This window comes from Saliniramus sp., assembly GCF_035311605.1.
Taxonomy (GTDB): domain Bacteria; phylum Pseudomonadota; class Alphaproteobacteria; order Rhizobiales; family Beijerinckiaceae; genus Saliniramus.
Window position 1 is genome coordinate 1 of record NZ_DATGCW010000190.1, and the last position, 13554, is coordinate 13554.

At 64.7% G+C, this 13554-nt stretch carries 13 protein-coding genes; 4 read left to right on the plus strand and 9 right to left on the minus strand.

What is annotated here, in order from left to right; translation table 11 throughout:
* The coding region (locus VKP01_RS08720; RefSeq protein WP_324411771.1) for a BolA family transcriptional regulator at nt 1-156 on the minus strand (156 nt) is incomplete at its 3' end.
* 14 nt (nt 157-170) lie between these two features.
* The gene (gene purL / locus VKP01_RS08725; RefSeq protein WP_324411759.1) at nt 171-2381 is read right to left on the minus strand and encodes a phosphoribosylformylglycinamidine synthase subunit PurL; all 2211 of its coding nucleotides are present in this window, start codon (nt 2379-2381) and stop codon (nt 171-173) included.
* Nucleotides 2382-2648: 267 nt separating this feature from the next.
* Between purL and VKP01_RS08730 the strand changes: the two genes are divergently transcribed.
* Nucleotides 2649-3680: a TadE/TadG family type IV pilus assembly protein gene (locus tag VKP01_RS08730; protein WP_324411760.1), complete on the plus strand. Its 1032-nt coding sequence runs from the start codon at nt 2649-2651 to the stop codon at nt 3678-3680.
* A gap of 24 nt (nt 3681-3704) precedes the next feature.
* On the opposite strand, the gene purQ is transcribed toward VKP01_RS08730, so the two are convergent.
* Both purQ and purS read right to left on the minus strand, forming a co-directional pair.
* A complete protein-coding gene (gene purQ / locus VKP01_RS08735; protein ID WP_324411761.1) occupies nt 3705-4403 on the minus strand; it encodes a phosphoribosylformylglycinamidine synthase subunit PurQ in 699 nt (232 codons plus the stop codon).
* A gap of 28 nt (nt 4404-4431) precedes the next feature.
* Nucleotides 4432-4671 carry a phosphoribosylformylglycinamidine synthase subunit PurS gene (gene purS / locus VKP01_RS08740; RefSeq protein WP_324411762.1) on the minus strand — a complete coding sequence of 80 codons (240 nt, stop codon included), beginning with the start codon at nt 4669-4671 and terminating at the stop codon, nt 4432-4434.
* A 581-nt stretch (nt 4672-5252) separates the two neighbouring features.
* Here purS and VKP01_RS08745 point away from each other — a divergent pair.
* Both VKP01_RS08745 and VKP01_RS08750 read left to right on the plus strand, forming a co-directional pair.
* The gene (locus VKP01_RS08745; RefSeq protein WP_324411763.1) at nt 5253-6470 is read left to right on the plus strand and encodes an acyl-CoA dehydrogenase; all 1218 of its coding nucleotides are present in this window, start codon (nt 5253-5255) and stop codon (nt 6468-6470) included.
* A gap of 218 nt (nt 6471-6688) precedes the next feature.
* Nucleotides 6689-8233 (plus strand): acetolactate synthase large subunit, encoded by a 1545-nt coding sequence (locus VKP01_RS08750; protein WP_324411764.1) that lies wholly within the window; start codon nt 6689-6691, stop codon nt 8231-8233.
* Between the two features lie 8 nt (nt 8234-8241).
* Here VKP01_RS08750 and VKP01_RS08755 read toward each other — a convergent pair whose 3' ends face one another.
* Nucleotides 8242-9444, minus strand: a complete 1203-nt coding sequence (locus VKP01_RS08755) for a lytic murein transglycosylase (RefSeq protein WP_324411765.1) — start codon at nt 9442-9444, stop codon at nt 8242-8244.
* A gap of 149 nt (nt 9445-9593) precedes the next feature.
* Here VKP01_RS08755 and VKP01_RS08760 point away from each other — a divergent pair, with 149 nt between their 5' ends.
* A complete protein-coding gene (locus VKP01_RS08760; RefSeq protein ID WP_324411766.1) occupies nt 9594-10379 on the plus strand; it encodes an SDR family NAD(P)-dependent oxidoreductase in 786 nt (261 codons plus the stop codon).
* A 152-nt stretch (nt 10380-10531) separates the two neighbouring features.
* Here VKP01_RS08760 and VKP01_RS08765 read toward each other — a convergent pair whose 3' ends face one another.
* The 4 genes from VKP01_RS08765 to VKP01_RS08780 all read right to left on the minus strand — a co-directional run.
* On the minus strand, nt 10532-10723 hold the full coding sequence (locus VKP01_RS08765) for a DUF2892 domain-containing protein (protein WP_324411767.1): 192 nt from the start codon (nt 10721-10723) through the stop codon (nt 10532-10534).
* 69 nt (nt 10724-10792) lie between these two features.
* Nucleotides 10793-11383 carry a Crp/Fnr family transcriptional regulator gene (locus VKP01_RS08770; RefSeq protein WP_324411768.1) on the minus strand — a complete coding sequence of 197 codons (591 nt, stop codon included), beginning with the start codon at nt 11381-11383 and terminating at the stop codon, nt 10793-10795.
* Nucleotides 11384-11553: 170 nt separating this feature from the next.
* Nucleotides 11554-12390, minus strand: coding sequence for a universal stress protein (locus VKP01_RS08775; protein WP_324411769.1), 837 nt, complete (start codon nt 12388-12390; stop codon nt 11554-11556).
* Between the two features lie 108 nt (nt 12391-12498).
* On the minus strand, nt 12499-13554 hold a 1056-nt coding region (locus VKP01_RS08780), incomplete at its 5' end, for an outer membrane beta-barrel protein (RefSeq protein ID WP_324411770.1).

Sequence of the window (13554 nt, forward strand, 5' to 3'; positions counted from 1 at the left end):
CTGGTGCTGCTGCACCCGGCTCTTGCCCTTGAATGCGGCCGAGGTCACCGTTGCGGCGTAGTGATCGCCGTCCCCGGCAAGATCGCGGATCTCGACCGTGGCATCCGGTATGGCTTCCTTGATCATCGTCTCGATGTCGCGGGCTTCCATGGGCATGGGCGATACTCTCCTCAGGCCGGTTCGGCTGCCATGTAATCAGGCAGCCAGCTCTCATGCGCTTGTTTCAGCGCTGTCACAGATATGGCCTGACCGTCGGGCAGAATCAACGCATCTCCGCCGGATCGGCCCAGTTTCATGACGAAAATTCCTGCGCTCTGGGCATCCGCCATCACGCGCTCCGCCGCATCTTCGGGCAGGGCGAGGAGATAGCGGCCCTGATCCTCGCCGAACAGCATGGCGTGGGAAGGCCCGTCAGGCAGAGTGTCGATGCTCGCCCCCATATTGCCGGCCATGGCCATCTCGGCCAGAGCCACCGCAAGCCCGCCATCGGAGATGTCGTGCACCGTATCCAGCCGCCCGGCGGCGATCGCGGCGCGCACGAAGCCGCCATGGGCGCGCTCGCGCTCCAGATCGACGGGCGGCGGTGCGCCCTCTTCGCGTCCGCAGATCTCCGCGAGATAGGTCGAGGCACCGAGCCAGCCCGCAGTTTCGCCGATCAGGAGGATGACGTCGTCATCGCGTCGAAAGCCGATCGTGGCGTGGCGGGTGCAATCATCGAGAAGACCCACCCCGCCGATGGTGGGCGTGGGCAGGATGCCGATCTCGTTCGTCTCATTGTAGAGCGAGACATTGCCCGAGACGACGGGGAAATCGAGCGCGGCGCAGGCCTCGCCAATGCCCCGGATGCAGCCGACGAGCTGCCCCATGAAATGCGGGCGCTCGGGATTGCCGAAATTCAGATTGTCGGTGATGGCCAGCGGGGTGCCGCCCACGGCGCAGATGTTGCGATAGGCTTCCGCCACCGCCTGTTTGCCGCCCTCGACCGGATCGGCCTCGCAATAGCGGGGCGTGACGTCGGTGGTGAGCGCGAGCCCCTTCGGCCCGTCCTCGACGCGCACGATTGCAGCGTCGCCACCCGGCGTCTGCACGGTATTGCCGAGGATGAGGTGGTCGTATTGTTCGAATACCCAGCGCTTCGAGGACAGATCCGGCGTGTTTAGAAGCTCGAGCAGCGCCTCCAGATCACGCAGGGGAGGCTTGACCTCGGAGGCCGTGATCACCGGGCGCGGCGGTGTCGGGGTGTGGGGGCGATCATAGACCGGCGCCTCGTCGCCGAGTTCCTTGATCGGCAGATCCGCCTCGATCCGGCCCTTGTGCTTCACGACGAAACGCAGCGTGTCGGTGGTCTTGCCGATAATGGCAAAATCGAGCTCCCATTTGCGGAAAATGGCCTGCGCCTCGTCCTCCATGCCGGGCTCGAGCACCATCAGCATGCGCTCCTGGCTTTCGGAGAGCATCATTTCATAGGCGCTCATGCCCTCCTCGCGGCAGGGCACCGCGTCGAGATCGAGCGCGATGCCGAGATTGCCCTTGGCACCCATCTCCACGGACGAGGAGGTCAGTCCGGCGGCGCCCATGTCCTGGATGGCAATGACGGCGCCGGACTTCATCAGTTCGAGGCAGGCTTCGAGCAGGAGTTTTTCGGCAAACGGGTCGCCGACCTGCACGGTGGGCCGTTTTTCCTCGGCTGATTCGTCGAAACTGGCCGAGGCCATGGTGGCGCCGTGGATGCCGTCGCGCCCGGTCTTGGAGCCGAGATAGACAATCGGATTCCCCACGCCCGTGGCCTTGGCGTAGAAGATCTCGTCGGTCTTCGCGAGGCCTACCGCCATGGCATTGACGAGGATGTTGCCGTCGTAGCGCGAATGGAACCCGACGGATCCGCCCACAGTCGGCACGCCGAAGGAATTGCCGTAACCGCCGATCCCGTGCACCACGCCGGAGACGAGATGGCGGGTCTTCGGGTGATCGGGGGAGCCGAAACGCAGCGCGTTGAGCGCGGCGATGGGGCGCGCACCCATGGTAAACACATCGCGCAGGATGCCGCCGACACCCGTCGCCGCGCCCTGATAGGGCTCGATGAAGCTCGGATGGTTGTGGCTCTCCATCTTGAAGATGCAGGCCAGCCCGTCGCCGATATCGATCACGCCGGCATTCTCGCCCGGCCCCTGGATCACCCATGGCGCACTGGTGGGCAAGCCGCGCAGGTGCTTGCGCGAGGATTTGTAGGAGCAGTGCTCGTTCCACATGGCCGAGACGATGCCGAGCTCGGTCAGGGTCGGCTCGCGCCCGATCAGGGCGGTGAAGCGCACATATTCATCGGGCTTGAGCCCGTGCTCCTGCACCAGTTCCGGGGTGATCGTGAAGGTGTCGCCGGTCATGCTCGCCTCGCCTGCTCGCTGATGCGACAAGGCCATAGCCCGTCACATGGCCAAGCGCAACGCCGCAGGCGGGAAACGGGGAATGTGCGGCCCATGCCACAATCAAGGCGTGCCTGCGTCATGCTGGTGCAGGTTGTTAAAATGAAACACCCATGGATTGCCAACCCACGGTAGAACGTTCGAATCCGTGCCGCATCGAAACAAAGTAAATGGCACGTAAATCGCTCACATTTTCCACAAATGCGAAACATTGTGTGGAGAATGCCGATGTCCCTGATCACACGCGCAGCGCGAGACGAAAACGGCGGAGTTGCTCTGATTTTCGGTCTTGCCGTGATCCCGATCTTCGCCTTTGCCGGCTTCGCGATGGATTTCAGCCGCGCCACGGACGTGCGTGCCGCGATGCAGAATGCAGCGGATTCGACAGCTCTGCAGGCGGTGATGGCGCGTCAGGAAGGGCGGCAGCTCGATATCGAGCAGACCTTCATGGGCAATTTCTACCATCGCGCCGAGCTGGAGGGTATCAGCGTCTCCGCCGAATGGATCGGTATCAATCGCGTGCGCGTGACCTCGGATGCGGTGCTGCCGATGACGATCGGTGCGGTGCTGCGTCCCAATCTCGATGTGGGCGTGACGGCGATCGCCGAGGGGCGGGTCCAAACCCGGGCAACGGAGAATATCTTCGAGGTGCTGAACTCGGACGCGGCCGATTTCAACGAGCTTTTCGCATATTGCTACAATCCCGCCACCGATGAACGCCTCGGGCCGGTTGATCCGGATCCGTATGCGCGCCAGGAGCGAATGGACTTCGTCAAGGTCGCTGATAACGATCGATTCGGCGGATTCGAGCCGGCGGAAGCGATTGATGTCGATTGTGCCACGGATGAAGAAGTCAGCTACATGATGCGCAACACGCGCGGTGCCAATCGCGATCCGGGCCTGCGTGGCTCGGCGCGCGCGCGCATCTACGAGTTCTACAGCGATACGACCCGTGATGCCGAAGCCCCCGAAGCCTTCAGCTTCAACTTTGAAGTGAATATCCTCGAAACCATACTCTGCCGAACGCGGGAGGAATGCCGTGTCGAGAGCGAAGGTGGCATCATTCCCGATATTCGTGGCCGCGACCGTAACCCGGCACGCGAAGAGCAGGGTTGTCGTGAAGGCTATTACCTCTTCATCGGGCTCGAGGATCGTCCGCCCCAGTGGGGCCGCTCGGATCGCGATTATGACGATCTGCGCTTCATGATCAGCTGTCCGTCGCGCGAAGAGCGCCGTGATACGGTGCGTCTCGTCGGCTGATCCGAGAGGAAGCCGGCGTCGCCTTCAGGCGGCGTCAGCCTTCGCGCGGCACAGGCTCGCGAACAGGCCCGCTCCGTCGGTTCCACCGATAAGCGGGTCTATCAGATTCTCCGGATGCGGCATCATGCCGAGCACGTTGAAGCCGCGAGAGTAAATTCCCGCAATCGCGTTTAGCGAGCCGTTGCAATTGGCTGCATCGGTGACCTCACCATGCGCGTCACAATAGCGGAACGCCACGCGTCCGTCGCCCTCGAGCCGGGCGAGTGTCTCGGGATCGGCGACGTAATTACCTTCGCCATGGGCCACGCAGACATCGATCACCTCGCCTTGTGCGTAGGCCGAGGTGAAGGCCGTGTCGTTGCGCTCGACCCGCAGATGCTGTCGGCGGCAGATGAAACGCAGCTGCGCATTACGCATCAGCACGCCCGGCAGCAGCCCCGATTCGCACAACATCTGAAATCCGTTGCAGATGCCGAGCACCAACCCGCCGCGTGCGGCATGCGCGCGCACCGCATCCATGGCCGGCGAGCGCGCCGCAATGGCTCCGCATCGCAGATAATCCCCGTAGGAAAAGCCACCCGGCAGGACGGCAAGATCGGTTCCTGGCGGCAGCGCGTCATCGCCATGCCAGACGGAAAACGTCTCGGCGCCCGCCTGTCGCAGGGCGCGGTCGACGTCACCGTCGCGATTGGAACCGGGAAATGTGATGATGGCGGCGCGCATGGCCTCGCTCCTCGCGGCGATCGACGGCTCAGACGAGCTCGATGCGGTAATTCTCGATCACGGTATTGGCGAGCAGCCGCTCGCAGGCCTGTTCCAGCGTGGCGCGGGCCGCATCGGCATCTGCCGCATCGATCTCGATATCGAAGACCTTGCCCTGGCGCACCGAATTCACCCCGGCAATGTCGAGGGATTTGAGGGCCCCCTCGATCGCCTTGCCCTGCGGATCGAGAACCCCGTTCTTCAAGGTGACGGTGACGCGCGCTTTCATGGATGTATTCCCCGGCTGACGGCGCCACGCGCCGATCATCGCTTGCGCGTTACGCCATAGCCGCCGGGCGCGTTGGTGACAACCGTACCGACGGCGTTTCCTGCGGAAATCGCCCATGCGTGCATCCCTGCTTTCTTCCCGCACGACGCCGCGCGGATGTTTCGCAGGGCGTATTGTGAAGAATTGTATTGCGCATGATACGCAAAACGCGGATTTTGACGCCGACTTTGCCGGAACAGGAAAGCGTTCGAGGAACCATGGAGACCCGTTCAGTACCTGTTGAGGCGCACCACGCTCTCGACCGCATCGACCTTCCCGCCGACATCATCCAAAGCGGTCGGCAAGCGGGTAGGGCATCTGTGGTTCCCACGCATGTCGGCGCACGGTTGCTTGGCTCGTTCCTGGAAATGACAGCGGTCGCGAGGCTGGTTTCAAAGCCCGGATGGCTTATATGCGCAGGTCGAGGAACACGATGACAGATGGCCTCGCCCGGGCCTCTCCTGCTTGAGCGAAGAGATCGAGGGCGAGGGAAATGACGCGCCGGAGAGCGCGACGAGGATCAAGAAGAAGGAAACCGGACCATGGCTCTACCGCAAACCACTCCCAAGGACGCGCCGGCCCAGGCAAGCTTCAAGTGGGACGATGCGTTCCTGCTCGAAGATCAGCTCACCGATGACGAGCGCATGATCCGCGACACGGCGCATGCCTATTGTCAGGAGAAGCTCCTGCCGCGCGTGCTCGAAGCCTACGCGCAGGAGAAGACCGACCGCGAGATCTTCAACGAAATGGGCGAGCTCGGCCTGCTCGGCGTCACCATACCCGAGGAATATGGCGGCGTCGGTGCCGGCTATGTCGCCTATGGGCTCGTGGCGCGCGAGGTGGAGCGGATCGATTCGGGCTATCGCTCGATGATGAGCGTGCAATCCTCGCTGGTGATGTATCCGATCTACGCCTATGGCGACGAGAACCAGCGCAAGAAGTACCTGCCCAAGCTCGCCAGCGGCGAATATGTCGGCTGCTTCGGCCTCACCGAGCCGGATGCCGGCTCCGATCCCGGCGGCATGAAGACGGTGGCGAAGAAGGTCGATGGCGGTTACGTCATCTCCGGTTCGAAGATGTGGATCTCGAACTCGCCCATCGCCGATGTCTTCGTCGTCTGGGCGAAGTCGGAAGCCCATGACGGCGCGATTCGCGGCTTCGTGCTGGAGAAGGGCATGAAGGGCCTCTCCGCGCCCAAGATCGGCGGCAAGCTCAGCCTGCGCGCATCGATCACCGGCGAGATCGTGATGGACGGCGTCGAGGTCGGTGAAGATGCGCTGCTGCCCAACGTGTCGGGCCTGAAGGGCCCGTTTGGCTGCCTCAACCGTGCCCGCTACGGCATTTCCTGGGGCGTGATGGGGGCTGCGGAGGATTGCTGGTTCCGCGGGCGTCAATACACCCTCGACCGCAAGCAGTTCGGGCGACCGCTGGCGCAGACGCAGCTGGTGCAGAAGAAGCTCGCCGACATGCAGACCGAGATCACGCTGGGCCTGCAGGGCTCGCTGCGCGTCGGTCGCCTGATGGATGAGGGACGCGCGGCGCCGGAGATGATCTCGCTGGTCAAGCGCAACAATTGCGGCAAGGCCCTCGACATCGCCCGCATGGCCCGCGACATGCACGGCGGCAACGGCATCTCGGAAGAATACATGGTCATGCGCCATGCCCAGAACCTGGAGACGGTGAACACCTACGAGGGCACGCACGACGTTCATGCGCTGATCCTGGGTCGCGCCCAGACCGGCCTGCAGGCCTTCTTCTGAGCGATATCGACCCAACCGTCTGATCAAGCACGATGCCGGCCACGCGCCGGCATCGTCGTTTCCGGATCAACTGCACCCCCTCCCGCGCAAAAGACCAAAACCGGCTTGTCGCTTCGCGAGCCTTGATCCGATTGTGCCGGTGGCGGCGCCCGTGGCACTCTCGCGCCAGCGCCCGACCTGACGAAACGATGCGCTAAGTCTTTGAGGGGAATTCATCCATGAACGGTGCCGAGAGTCTGGTCCGCACGCTGGTTGCGGGGGATGTGGAAGTCTGTTTCGCCAATCCCGGCACGTCCGAGATGCATTTCGTCGCGGCCCTCGACCGGGTGGACGGCATACGCTGCGTGCTCTGCCTGTTCGAGGGGGTGGTGACCGGCGCCGCCGACGGCTATGCGCGCATGGCGGAGAAGCCCGCCGCGACGCTTTTGCATCTCGGCCCCGGCCTGGCCAACGGGCTGGCCAATATTCACAATGCCTCGCGGGCGCGCTCGCCCATGATCAACGTGGTTGGCGAGCACGCCACCTACCACCTCGAACACGACGCGCCGCTCACCGCCGATATCGAGATGCTGGCGCGGCAATATTCGCCCTGGATGAAGACCTCGCGCTCCTCGCGGGACGTCGCTGCCGACGGTGCCGAGGCGATCGCCGCCGCGCAGACCGCGCCGGGCCAGATCGCCACGCTGATCCTGCCCGCCGATACCGCCTGGAGCGAGGGCGGGCCGGTCGCGACAGTGCCGGCGATCCCGGAACGCGAGACGGTCGACGAGGCGGTGATAGACGCCATTGCGGCAATTCTCACCTCCGGCGAGAAGACGCTGTTGCTGCTCGGCGACAGGGCGGTGCGGGCGCGGCCGCTCGAAGACGCCTCGCGGATCGCGCGCGGCACCGGCCAGCATGTGATGGCGCAGACCTCGAATGCGCGCATGGAGCGCGGGGCCGGGCGTGTCGCGGTGGACCGCATTCCCTATCCGGTCGATCAGGCCGTGGAGAAGCTCGAGGGTTTCAAGCATATCGTGCTGGTGGGCGCAAAGGACCCGGTCGGTTTCTTCGGCTATCCGGGCAAGCCCTCCCGACTGGCTCCCGAAAGCTGCGAGATCCATCTTCTGGCCGATATCACCCAGGATCAGGCGGATGCGCTGGCGCGGCTCGCCGGGAAGGTGGCAGGCGATGCCACACCCGATCTCACCCCGGCGCATCGCCCGGAGATTCCCGAGGACGGCCCGCTCGATCCGGCCTCGATCGCGCTGGTACTCGGCGCGCTGATCCCGGAAAATGCCATCATCACCGACGAATCGGTGACGACAGGCCGCAACTTCTTCCCCGCCACTGCCGGCGCGCCGCCGCATGACTGGTTGCAGCTCACCGGCGGCGCCATCGGTGTGGGCATTCCGCTCGCCACCGGCGCGGCGATTGCCTGCCCGGACCGGCAGGTGATCGCGCTCGAGGCGGATGGCTCGGGCATGTATACGGTACAGGGGCTGTGGACGCAGGCGCGCGAGAAGCTCAACATCCTCAACTGCATCTGGTCGAACCGCTCCTATGCCATCCTCAACGGCGAGCTCGCCAATGTCGGCGCGGAGAATCCCGGACCCAAGGCGCGCGACATGCTCTCCCTCGACCACCCTGCCATCGACTGGGTGAGCGTTGCTGAAGGTCTCGGCGTCACGGCACGGCGCGTCGAAACCGTCCCCGAATTCGCCGCCGCCTTCCGCGAGGGGCTGGCCCATGAAGGGCCGTTCCTGATCGAAGTGGTGATGTGAGCGGCGGATCACCGCCCCCGCATCGCCTGCAACAGTTTCCCGCCAGCGCGGCCCGTGGCTTCCATGCCGAGCCGTTGCTGCATGTCGCGCACGGCCGCGCGGGTTTTCGAGCCGATGATGCCGTCGACATCGCCGATATCGTAGCCGGCGCGGATCAGGCGCTCCTGCACCTCGCGACGCTCGGCCCGCGACAGGGGCGGATCGTCTGTCGGCCAAGGGGTCTGGATCCCGGGCAGGCCGGCGATGCGATCGGCCAGCAGCGCGATGGCGAGCGCGTAGGATTCAGCGTGATTATAGGAGAAGATCGCGTCAAAATTGCGCGAGACCAGGAAGGCCGGGCCCTCGATTCCGGCGGGCAGCAGCACGGCGCGCACGCCGGAACCGGGGAGGGTCGAGCCGTCCATCGTGCGCACGCCGCGCTGGCGCCAGAAATCGATGTCGCGCTTCTTGTCGCGGCCTGCCAGGGAGGTGTCGAAGCCGCTCGGCAACCTCACTTCGTAGCCCCAGCGCAGGCCTGATTGCCAGCGCGAGCGCGACAGATAGGCCGCCGTCGAGCCCAGCGCATCGGCCACCGAATTGATGATGTCGCGACGCCCGTCGCCGGTCATGTCCACGGCGACGCGCAGGAAGGTGGAGGGGATGAACTGGGTCTGGCCGAAAGCGCCGGCCCAGGAGCCGCGCAGGTCGGAAACCGGGATGTCGCCATTCTGGATGATGCGCAGGGTCGAGACCAGCTCGCTGCGAAAGAAGCTCTGCCTGCGGCCCTCGCAGGCGAGTGCGGAGAGTGATTCGAGCAGCGGGCGCTTGCCCATGTTCTGCCCGTAATTCGATTCGACCCCCCAGATCGCGGCGATCACGGTGGCGGGGACGTCGAAACGCTCTTCGGCGGTGGCGAGTTCGCGCTGATGGCGTCGCATCATGCGCCGACCGTCCTCGACGCGTTCCTCATCGACGAGCCCGGCCAGGTAATCCCAGATCGGGGTGCGAAATTCCGGCTGGCGATCGAGAAACTTCAGCACCTCGCGATCGGGTGAGACAGAGCCCATCACCCGGTCGAAGGTCGCAGCCGTGACCCCGGCCTGCTGGGCCTGGCCGCGAAGCTGGCTGAAACAGGCGCGGTAATCCGGCTGCGCGACGACGCTCACGGCGGCGGGTATCGCGAGGATGGCGGAAAGCGCGAGAGCGCTGATGGCGGTGCGGATGATGCTCATGCCGGCAGAATCCCCAAACTTGGTAAACGGATGGTTGACGCCGCCGCCGAAACCGCGCGCTCGCACCGCCTTATCCGCATCTCACCGACTGGACAAAACCGCGCAGGCCGCCGATAGCGGGAGCATAAAGACACTTTCGGAGGATGATCATGAAACTCGACAACACCATGGCGGCAATCGTGACCGGCGGCGCATCCGGCCTCGGCGAAGGCACCGCGCGCATGCTGGCCGGACACGGGGTGAAGGTCACCCTGTTCGACCTCAACGAAGAGCGCGGCGAAGCCATCGCCAGGGATATCGGCGGGCTGTTCGTGAAGGTCGACGTCACCGACGACGCTTCCCTCGAAGCCGGCTTTGCCCGCGCCCGTGCCGCGCACGGCATCGAGCGCGTGCTGGTCAATTGCGCCGGCGTGGCGCCTGGCAAGCGCACGGTATCGAAGAAGCGCGAGACCGGCGAACTCGTGCCGCACGACATGGCGAGCTTCGCAAAGACCGTGCAGATCAATCTGGTCGGCACCTTTGCCGCCAGCGCCCGCGCCGCTGCCGGCATGGCCGTGCTCAACCCGATCACCGAGGATGGCGGGCGCGGCGTGATCGTGATGACTGCCTCCGTCGCTGCCCAGGACGGCCAGATCGGCCAGGCCGCCTATGCCGCCTCCAAGGCCGGCGTGGTCGGCCTCACCCTGCCCATGGCGCGCGATCTCTCCACCTCCGGCATTCGCGTGATGACGATCCTGCCCGGCCTGTTCCATACGCCGATGTTCGAGAGCATCACCGAGGAATACCGCAAGGCGCTGGAAGCCAACGTGCCCTTCCCCTCGCGGCTCGGCAAGCCGGAGGAATACGCCAAGCTCGTCGGTGCGTTCATCGACAACGACATGCTCAACGGGGAAATCGTGCGCCTCGACGGCGCCCTGCGCATGCAGCCGAAATAACCCACGCGCCCCCCGGTCGGCTTCGGACCGGGGGGCGCGTATGAATGCTCCGCCTACGGCTTTCGTCCCTGGTTCGGATCGCCGGCCGGATATTGTCTGGTCGACCCCGGAATTCCTGGCCCGGCCCGGCGGACAGCATGACGCCGAATCATTCAACTCTTGATCGAGCAGGTCCTGATTCCCAACATCGCGTAGAGCGGGCATATGCCGACGAGGCCGGTCGCAAGCGGGATTATCCCGATCAGTCCCCACAGCGTCTGCGGGCCGACGAACACGATGGAGAGCAGTGCAAGTCCGACGATGACGCGCAGGGCGCGATCGATATTTCCTTCATTCCTGGCCATTTTATTGCTCCTGTGGATGTGACTGGTCGGGACTCTATCGCATTCACGGCGCCTCCGACGGTGACTTTGTCACCGTGCATCTGCGAAAATCTGTTCCAACGCGTTTCTGTCGGCGATGAAAATGCCTTCGTGCCGCTGCTCCACGAAGCCCTGTTTGGCAAATGCATTGAGCCGACGCGTTACATAGGCGCGCCCGGAAGCAGTCTCGGCTGCCAGCGCCGCGTGGGACGCACGCACGATTCCAAGGTCATTTGCCAGCTTGAGTAAAGTCTTGGCCAGCCGCGCATCGAAAGCTGTCAGGGCGATGTCTTCAACCAGTTCCTGATATTCGGAAAAACGCAGCGCAACTGACGCCATGAGGGCGTGGCGAAAGTCTTCGTCGGCTTCAAGGCGCTGGTGAAATTCTCCTGCCGGTATCATTTCGCCTTCAATGTCACTTTCGACGATGCCCTCAGCCCCGTAAACGCGACCATCCATCAGGCACGAAAATGTTTGCAGGCAGACTTCCCCCGGCCGCACACGATAGAGGACCACTTCCCGACCGGAAGCACCCGCCAGAGTGACGCGGATGGATCCTGCCCTGAGGCTCAGGAAGCCGGGGCACTCCTGACCGGGCCTGAAAACGGATTGGCCCGCTGGCGCTTTGACGTTTCTTGCCACTATGAATCCCCGCATCCGGATAAGTCTCGAGGCGTCAACCCGCCTCTACGACTGCGAGAGGTTATCGGACAAACGCCCGCGTTTCGGGCCGCCTCGAGGAATGGTCCCCGAGGGATTGATGTCCGCCAGAAGAGTTCAAGCCGTCATGGGTTTTGGTAAACCATCTCGCGCTAATGCGCCATGAAGACCGGAATGCGGGCATTGGCCAGAATGTGGCTGGTGGCGCCGCCGAAGATCATCTGGCGGATGCGGCTTTGGGTGTAGGCGCCCTTGATCAGGAGGTCGCAGCCGATTTTCTCGGCATGGTCCAGAATAACCTGCCCCGGATGCCCCTTGCCCGATTGCAGCGCGACCGCTTCCACATCCAGCCCGTGGCGGCGCAGAGCCTTGGCGAGCTGGTCGCCGGAAGGACCGGGCACCACGGCCCCCTCGGCGGTGAGCACCACGATGCGCTTCGCCCGATGGAGCAGCGGCATGGCCATGGCGACGACATGGGCGGTTTCCGTCGAGCCGTTCCAGGCGATCAGGATGGTCTCGCCGATCGTCTCCGGCGGCTTTTCCGGCGCGATCAGGACGGGGCGACCGCCCTCGAACAGGACGGCTTCCAGCGTCGCCATGCGCGGACCCGCCGCGCGCTGGCCGGGCTTGCCAAGGACCGTGACGTCGAAGATGCGCGAATGGCTGCCGACGAATTCGTCGCCCGCGGGGACATCGGCATTCCAGCGCCAGCAGAGCTTGCCCATGGCGCCTGCATCGCGCGGCACGTCATGGGCCTTCATGAAATCCTCGAAGATCTGGCGGGCCTGTGCCTCGCCCTCGGCATCGCCGCGCTCGTCGGCGGCCCAGGTCAGACCCATCACCATGTCGACAGAGACGATTTCGGCCAGTGGCGGGCGCAGGGCAAAACCTTCGATATAGGCCTCGCATTGGCGCGCGAAACGCAATGCCGTCTCCAGGGTCGCCGGCATCAGATCATGCGGCGCGGTGGGAAGCAGAATGGTTTTCATCGGCCTTGACCCTCACACGGCGATTCGGAAACGTCACCTTCGACCGACAGCATCGCCCTGATCGGGGAGCGGCGCAACAGCGATGCGTTGATCGCACCACCGGGCGCATCAATAGCGCAGGCGCATGCCCAGAAGGTAGAGGCTGGCATCATGGCCGCGTGCGGGCTCCGTGCTGCGCTGCCCCTCCCAGCGATAGTCGAGGGAAACGACGCCATGGCGGTTCAACGTATAGTCAAGTCCGAATCCGGCGCGGTTCGTGCGCTCGATCGGCCCGCCGCCACCGAAGCGCGCGATCTCATGGGCATAGGAGGCGCGGGCAAGGAGGCGATGGCGCAGGGCATGCTCCAGATCAAATCCGATACCCATGGCACGCGTCGCCCGCGCACCAACGCGCGTCGTCTCGTCGAGGCGGCTGAAGCCGTTGACCCGTACCCGGGTGATCGGTGTGATCTCCCATTCGAGCGCCGCATCGGCGACGAAACCGGTCAGTTCGCGTCGCCCCGGAGCATCATGGCGGCGTTGCTGATATCCGCCGGATATCTCGCCGGTGAGGAGGCGGGTCAGTTCGAGCCGCGCACCGACAAGCCCGGTCAGCCCGGTCGAGGAGCGGCGGGTCCCGTCAGCACCGGCGCGGTCATAGCGGCGGCGATCGAGGGCGATCTCGGCGAAGGGAATGAAGCCGGGCGCGATCTCGTAACCGGCGCGCGCGGCGATCTCGTAGCGGGTGAGATCGCGTTCGCGCTGGCTGATCTGCCGTCCATCCGTGCCGCGCCCGGAAGCATGTTCGGTACGCCCCACGGTTCCGCGCAGGCCGAGCCGGACCCGGCCCGGCTCATGATCGAGGGCGATGCTGCCGGCATAGTCGATGATCGTGGTGCGGTTGGTGATCGTATCGGCGATATCCCTCCCGCCGGGGCGCTCGCTGTCGAGGTCACCGCGGGCGCCGAGGGTGATTCGCGTGTCGGTGGTCGCGTCGAGGCGCAGCGCCGCATTTGCATCGCCGGAGGGACGGTCATTGGCGGAATCGCGACGAAAGGCATCGAACCCGCCGCGCAGATCGAGGGAGAATTCATGGCGCGACCAGTCGCTTTCGAGACGGATCGTGCCTTGCGTGCGCGAGAATGCATCCCCGGTGCCGGCGACGCGGTTACGTCCGGGATTGCT

Excerpts from the sequence above, each read along its gene's own strand:
- VKP01_RS08775 (WP_324411769.1), bottom strand. The coding sequence starts at position 12,390 with ATGAAAACCATTCTGCTTCCCACCGCGCCGCATGATCTGATGCCGGCG.
- VKP01_RS08750 (WP_324411764.1), top strand. The coding sequence starts at position 6,689 with ATGAACGGTGCCGAGAGTCTGGTCCGCACGCTGGTTGCGGGGGATGTG.
- VKP01_RS08765 (WP_324411767.1), bottom strand. The coding sequence starts at position 10,723 with ATGGCCAGGAATGAAGGAAATATCGATCGCGCCCTGCGCGTCATCGTC.
- VKP01_RS08755 (WP_324411765.1), bottom strand. The coding sequence starts at position 9,444 with ATGAGCATCATCCGCACCGCCATCAGCGCTCTCGCGCTTTCCGCCATC.
- VKP01_RS08745 (WP_324411763.1), top strand. The coding sequence starts at position 5,253 with ATGGCTCTACCGCAAACCACTCCCAAGGACGCGCCGGCCCAGGCAAGC.
- purQ (WP_324411761.1), bottom strand. The coding sequence starts at position 4,403 with ATGCGCGCCGCCATCATCACATTTCCCGGTTCCAATCGCGACGGTGAC.
- purL (WP_324411759.1), bottom strand. The coding sequence starts at position 2,381 with ATGACCGGCGACACCTTCACGATCACCCCGGAACTGGTGCAGGAGCAC.
- purS (WP_324411762.1), bottom strand. The coding sequence starts at position 4,671 with ATGAAAGCGCGCGTCACCGTCACCTTGAAGAACGGGGTTCTCGATCCG.
- VKP01_RS08760 (WP_324411766.1), top strand. The coding sequence starts at position 9,594 with ATGAAACTCGACAACACCATGGCGGCAATCGTGACCGGCGGCGCATCC.
- VKP01_RS08730 (WP_324411760.1), top strand. The coding sequence starts at position 2,649 with ATGTCCCTGATCACACGCGCAGCGCGAGACGAAAACGGCGGAGTTGCT.